Here is a 6,287-nt window from a genome sequence, read left to right on the forward strand (position 1 = left end):
TCACTCCTGTTCTTCTCGTGCGGACGCGAGGCCTGCAACGGTGTCGACGATGATGTGGAAGGAGGTCGCACCCGGGTCCGGGTGCCCGAGACTGCGCTCCGCGAGCGGTTTCGCACGCCCGCGGCGCGGCAGCATCGCAGCGGTGGCCGCAGCTCCTTCCGCCGCCGCCGCAGCGGCGACGAGGAGTGCGGACCCGAGGTCTGCTCCGCTGTCGACCTGCGCACGGAGAGTCTGTTGGTACGGCACCATCGCGTCGAGCATCGTCTTGTCACCGGGTTCGGCCCCGCCGAGCTCGGCGATGCGGGTGCAGGCCGCGGCCACGGCGGTCGCGGCATCCACCGGCCGGAACTCCTCGCGATCGCCCAGCGCTCGTCCGAGCTCTGCGAGTCCGCTGCCCCAGAGCGCGCCCGAGGTGCCGCCGGCGGTCTCCGACCACGCGTCGCCCGCTGTCTCCAGCAGCTCACGCACGCCGACGGCGTCGCCCAGGGCGGCGGCCGCATCGACGGCGGCGTTCAGACCCCGCGTCATGCCGATGCCGTGATCCCCATCACCGGCGACCGCGTCGAGCTCTCCGAGGTGGTCGGCCTCGACGGCGATCGCGTCGCGCGCGCCCTCGAGGAGACGACGGGCCGTGGAGGCGGCGCGACGTGAGGCGGGCGTCGCGGGGATGACCTCCCCGCGCGACGCCGTCCCGGCCGTGGTGGGCGGCGGCGGCGTCGGCTGCGCCGGACGCACGCCGGCCGTCATCGCACCCTTGCGGAAGGCCGGCGAGGCTGCGGGTGCGCGCCACAGCTCCTCGAGCTCGTCGTCGAGCCAGAGCATCGTGAGCGACACCCCCGCCATGTCGAGGCTCGTCACGAACTCGCCGCATTCGGGCTCGACGATCTCGATGCCCCGACTCTCGAGGTGGTCGGCGACGGAGCCGAAGAGGACGAAGAGCTCCTCGTACTTCACCGAGCCGAGGCCGTTCAGCACGACGGCGGCACGTCGGCAGCCCTCGGGGCGCTCGGCGAGCAGCGGTTCGGCGAGGGTCGCCGCGAGTTCCGGCGCGGACTGCAGGGGGACGTCCCGCACGCCGGGCTCGCCGTGGATACCGAGCCCGATCGACATCTGGCCCTCGGGCACCTCGAAGAGCGGGTGGGTCGCCCCGGGCAGCGTGCAGCCGGCGAAGGCGACGCCGTGACTGCGCGTGCGGCTGTTGGCATGTGCGGCGAGGCGCTCCACCTCGTCGATCGAGTCCCCGCGGTCGGCCGCCGCACCGGCGACATGGAACACGCAGAGGATGCCGGCGATGCCGCGGCGCTCGTCCCGCGCATCCGGCGGGCTGCTCGCCACATCATCGGTGATCAGCACCGTGCGGGCGTCCACGCCCTCGGCGCGCAGTCGCCGCTCCGCTTCGCCGAAGTGGATGACGTCGCCCGCGTAGCGGCCGTAGGTGAAGAGCACTCCCCCGCCGACGTCGGCCGCGTGGGCGACGCGGAGGGCCTGAGCGGTCGACGGGGATGTGAAGACGTTGCCGCAGACGGCTCCGGCCGCGAGTCCTCGACCGACGAAGCCGGCGAACGCGGGGTAGTGTCCCGAGCCACCGCCGATGAGAACGGCCACGCGACCCGCCTCGAGCGGCTCAGCGCGGACGACGCCTCCGTCGACGAGGGCGACCTCGTCGCGATGGACGGCGGCGAAGCCGCGGAGCGCATCGCTGACGAAGGCGTCGGGGTCCGCGAAGATGCGGGTCATGAGGCGGCCCGCCCGTGCTGCGGCTGGCGCACCCGACTGCGTCCCGCCTCGTACTCGCGACGCGGCAGCACGCGGTCACGAAGGTAGTCGCGGTTCGTCGCGCTGACGCTCAGGCCGTCGCCGCCGTAGTGCTCGACGCAGATGACGCCCTGGAAGCCGCTGCGCAGCGCGATCTTGACGGCTTCTCGGTAGTTGATGACGCCGAGTTCCAGGCTCGTCGGCACCGTCGAGATGAGGCCGGCCGCGGCATCCTCGTCCCGCGTGTAGTTCTTGACGTGCCAGAAGTTGGCGTACGGCATCGTCGCTTCGGCGATGGCCCGCCAGTCCTCGACGGGCTCGTGCAGCCGGATGAGGTTGCCGATGTCGGGATTGAGGCCGACGACATCCAGGCCGATGTCTTCGACCAGCCGCACGGCGGACTCCGCCGTGCCCAGGAAGGTGTGCTCGTAGAGCTCGAGCGAGAGGAGGATGCCGAGGTCCTGTGCGTGTCGGCCCAGTTCGCGCAGCCGCGACACCGCCAAGGACCACGCCTCCGCGTCGCCGAACGGGTCGCGATGGCCGTCGACGGTCCAGAACCACAGCTGCGCCCGCTGGGCGTCGGTGAGCGCGCGGTGCAGCCCGACCGACACCACCCCGATCCCGAGGCGAGCGGCGAACTCGAGGCAGCGATGCGCGTAGGCCAGATGGTCGGCGCCGTGCTCCTCGTCGATGACGCTGCGCCGGATCGCCGACAGCGACGCCGCCGTGAGCCCGGTCGTGGTCAGGCACCCGGCGAGCTCGTCGGCCTGCGCGGGCGACAGGTCGCCGTAGCGGACCCACGAGTCGGTGAGATCCACCCGGGTGAAGCCGGCATCGCCGACCTCGGTGAGATCCGCCAGCCACCGGATGCTCGGCTCCGCCCCTCCGGTCGCGGGATGGGCGTCGCCCATCGGGAGCATCGCCGCAGCGATCGGCCAGTCGTTCGACATCAGCATTGTCGGTCCTCCATGACGCGCACATCGGCACGATACACTAGTTTTACAACGTTGCATTTCGACGTTGCACCCAGTCCGCAGCTCCCCGTCGCACGCCGCTCGCCGACGCGGGAACGCAGTAGAGTGCAGTGATCGCACATGGGAAGGCGGGAGCATCGATGGGGGCAACGATGCATGACGTCGCCCGGGTGGCCGGCGTCTCCATCAAGACGGTGTCGAACGTCATCAACGACTACCCGCACGTCCGACCCGGCACACGCGATCGCGTCAACGAGGCGATCGAGCAGCTCGACTACCGCCCCAACCTCTCGGCGCGAGGGCTGCGGTCGGGCCGTACCGGTGTCATCGGGCTGGCCGTGCCGTCGCTGCGTGAGAACTACTTCGCCGAACTGGCGGACGAGGTGATCCGGGCGGCCGAGAAGCGCGGCCTCGGCGTCATGGTGGAGCAGACGAGCGGCGAGCGCGACGCCGAGCTGCGCGCCGTCACCGGCAATCGCCCGCGCTTCCTCGACGGCCTGTTGTTCAGCCCCGTGAGCCTCGGGCAGGACGATGCCGAAGCGCTCGCCGTCGACGGGCCGCTCGTGCTCCTCGGCGAGCGCATCTTCGGCGGACCCACCGATCACGTCACCATGCACAACACGTCGTCGTCGCAGGCGGCCGTCGAGCACCTGCTCGAGATCGGCCGCCGCCGCATCGCGCTGGTCGGCGCCGACCTGCACGGCCGCGACGAGGCGAGTTCGGCGAGTCTGCGCCTGAAGGGCTACCTTCGCGCCCTCGAGCAGGCCGGCATCCCGCTCGACCCGGCGCTGGTCCGCCCGACAGCGATGCTCCGCTGGAACCGGGCCGGCGGCGCTGCCGCGACCCATCTCATGGTCCGCGAGGGCGTGGAATTCGACGCCGTGTTCGCCCTCAACGACACCCTCGGCCTCGGCGTGCTGCGCGCGCTGCGCGAAGAGGGCCTGCGCGTGCCGGACGACGTGGCCGTCATCGGCTTCGACAACATCGACGAGAGCAACTACTCCGTCCCGTCGATGTCGACGGTCGACACCGGCCGCGCCGAGATCGCGGCCATCGCGGTCGACCGGCTCATCGCGCGCATCAACGAGAAGGGCGAGCGCCGGCCGCCCGACACCGTCAAGCCGGACTTCCGCATCGTGCGCCGCGAGTCGACCGGCTTCGCCGACACTCCCCCCGAGTAGTCCTGGGAGGGAACGGATGCCGCGGGCCGCGGCATCCGGGATCCCTCCGTCAGATCACGGCCTCCGACCACGGGTCCGGGTTGCCGAAGCGGTGCGCGGTGATCGTCACCGACTGCTCGCGCAGGAACGGCAGCAGCTCGAGCCGCCCGGCGGTCGTGACCTCGTTGTCGTAGATCGCGAGGTCGGGGTCGCCCCCGACCGCTCCAGCCACCGTGGCGTGGAGCGCCGCGACGGACTCGGGCGGGCCGATGAGACGCACGCGTGCCGGCCGGGGGGCCGGGTCCGCGTCGGCGACCGCCGCCAGGAGGTCGTCGCCCCGCGCGATGCGCTGCAGCCACTGCTCGTCGGTCTCGACGTACACCGCCACGTCCTCGTCGGCGAGCACGCGACGCACGGCCGCCGGGAGACCGACGGGCGCGCTCAGCGTCAGAGCCGAGCCCGCGCGGATGCCGGCGACCACCACGCGCAGCACCGCCTGCCACGAGGCGTCGCCCGTCGCCCGCAGCGCGACCGACGGGATCGGCCGGTAGCGGAACAGGTTGCGCTCGATGCCGAGGCCCGAGACGTCCTTGACCTGCCCGAACTCGCGATCCCACGCGATCGCATCCGAGAGGGCGGCGCGCCGCAGCCACTCGAACGCCTCGTAGCCGAGCGACGGCTGAGCCGCCTCGATGAGCGCGGCGATGCGGCTGTCGAGCCCACGCAGGTGCAGCGTCGCCGACGCGGGCGCCCCGGCGGTGGCGCGCCAGCGGCCGAGTCCGACGAGGTAGTTGGGTCCACCGGCCTTCGCGCCCCCGCCGACGGACGAGCGCTTCCAGCCGCCGAACGGCTGCCGCTGCACGATGGCCCCCGTGATGCCGCGGTTGACGTAGAGGTTGCCGGCTTCGACACGGTCGAGCCAGAGGGCCAGGTCGTCGGGGTGCTGTGTGTAGAGGCCTGCGGTGAGTCCGTACGACACGGCGTTCTGCAGCTCGATGGCCTGCGCGAGCGACGAGGCGTGCATGATCCCGAGCACGGGCCCGAAGAACTCCTCCTGGTGGAAGCGCGACCCCGGCTGCACGCCGGTGCGGATGCCGGGGGTCCAGAGCCGGCCGGCATACTCCGGCGGACCGTCCACGCGTCGCGGCTCGACGAGCCAGGACTCCCCCTCGCCCAGGGTCGTGAGCGCCCACTGGAGCTTGCCGCGCGGCACCTCGACGACGGGCCCCACCTCGCTGAGCGGATCGGACGGCGGTCCCACGCGGAGGGAGGTCGCGGCATCCACCAACTGACGCGCGAAGCGCTGCGAGTGGCCGACGGGTCCGACGAGGATCGCGAGCGACGCTGCCGAGCACTTCTGCCCTGCATGGCCGAACGCGCTCTTGATCACGTCGCCGGCCGCGAGGTCGAGGTCGGCGGTCGGCATGACGATCATCGCGTTCTTGCCGCTGGTCTCGGCGAGGAGCGGCAGGTCGGGCCGCCAGGAGCGGAACAGCGCCGCCGTCTCCCACGCGCCGGTGAGGATGACCCGGTCGACGTCGGGGTGCGACAGCAGCGTCTGTCCGAGCGCGCCCTCGTCGATGTCGACGAGCGCCAGCACGTCGCGCGGCACGCCGGCCGCCCACAGCGCCTCGGCGACGACGGCGGCGCAGCGCCGCGCCTGCGGCGCGGGCTTGAACACGACCCCCGAGCCTGCGGCGAGCGCGGCGATGACGCCGCCTGCGGGGATGGCGATCGGGAAGTTCCACGGCGGGGTGACGACGGTCAGCCGCGCCGGCTCGAACACCGCGCCGCTCACGCGATCGAGCTCGCGCGCGGTCGCCGCGTAGTAGTTGGCGAAGTCGACCGCCTCGCTCACCTCGACATCGGCCTCGGCGAAGACCTTGCCCGTCTCGGAGGCCGCGACCTCGATGAGTTCGCCGCGCCGCGCCTCGAGGGCCCGGGCGGCGGCGGCCAGCACGGCGGCGCGATCGGCGGCCGGCAGCGCACCCCAGGTGGGGGCCGCGGCGCGCACGCGCGTCACGATGCCCTGCAGCGCGGGCTCGTCGGTGACCCGCGCGGCCGCGATGGTCGCGTCGCCCGCGCGGGAGGTCTCGATGCGCGACAGGATGTCGCGAGCCCAGGCACGGTTGGCCGGCAGTGCCGGGTCGCTGTCGGCCGCGTTCCGGAAACCCGGGGCACCGGAGGCCCGGAAGCCGCCCTCGCGCGGTGCGAAGACAGCCGTCTCGACGAACGCCTCGGCGCCGAAGACCTGCTCGGGGACGGCTCGCTCGAGCGGTGCGGTGTCGCCCGGCACGGCCGAACGCGCGATGCCGATCACGGCCTGCGTGAGACCGGCCTCGTCGGCGACCGCGGCCGACCGAGGCGAGGCCGTCGACCGGGCCGACTCGCCGCGCGC

4 protein-coding genes are annotated in these 6,287 nt (G+C 72.9%); 1 reads left to right on the forward strand and 3 read right to left on the reverse strand.

Annotation, left to right across the window (positions count from 1 at the left end; genetic code table 11):
- Both ACI3KY_RS03210 and ACI3KY_RS03215 read right to left on the reverse strand, forming a co-directional pair.
- Entirely contained in the window at window positions 1–1,737 is a 1,737-nt protein-coding gene (locus ACI3KY_RS03210; protein ID WP_404928757.1) for a dihydroxyacetone kinase family protein, read from the reverse strand.
- A complete protein-coding gene (locus ACI3KY_RS03215; RefSeq protein WP_404928758.1) occupies window positions 1,734–2,711 on the reverse strand; it encodes a sugar phosphate isomerase/epimerase family protein in 978 nt (325 codons plus the stop codon). Before ACI3KY_RS03215 ends, ACI3KY_RS03210 begins: the two co-directional genes overlap by 4 nt.
- Window positions 2,712–2,881: 170 nt before the next feature.
- Here ACI3KY_RS03215 and ACI3KY_RS03220 point away from each other — a divergent pair, with 170 nt between their 5' ends.
- Window positions 2,882–3,910 (forward strand): LacI family DNA-binding transcriptional regulator, encoded by a 1,029-nt coding sequence (locus ACI3KY_RS03220; RefSeq protein WP_404928759.1) that lies wholly within the window; start codon window positions 2,882–2,884, stop codon window positions 3,908–3,910.
- A 49-nt stretch (window positions 3,911–3,959) separates the two neighbouring features.
- Here the strand turns inward: ACI3KY_RS03220 and ACI3KY_RS03225 are convergent.
- A partial coding sequence (locus ACI3KY_RS03225; RefSeq protein WP_404928760.1) for an aldehyde dehydrogenase family protein occupies window positions 3,960–6,287 on the reverse strand: 2,328 nt, incomplete at its 5' end.

This window comes from Microbacterium sp. ZW T2_14 (assembly GCF_044987405.1).
GTDB lineage: Bacteria > Actinomycetota > Actinomycetes > Actinomycetales > Microbacteriaceae > Microbacterium.

Coding starts and splice junctions, on each gene's coding strand:
- ACI3KY_RS03210 (WP_404928757.1), bottom strand. CDS start 1,737: ATGACCCGCATCTTCGCGGACCCCGACGCCTTCGTCAGCGATGCGCTC.
- ACI3KY_RS03220 (WP_404928759.1), top strand. CDS start 2,882: ATGCATGACGTCGCCCGGGTGGCCGGCGTCTCCATCAAGACGGTGTCG.
- ACI3KY_RS03215 (WP_404928758.1), bottom strand. CDS start 2,711: ATGCTGATGTCGAACGACTGGCCGATCGCTGCGGCGATGCTCCCGATG.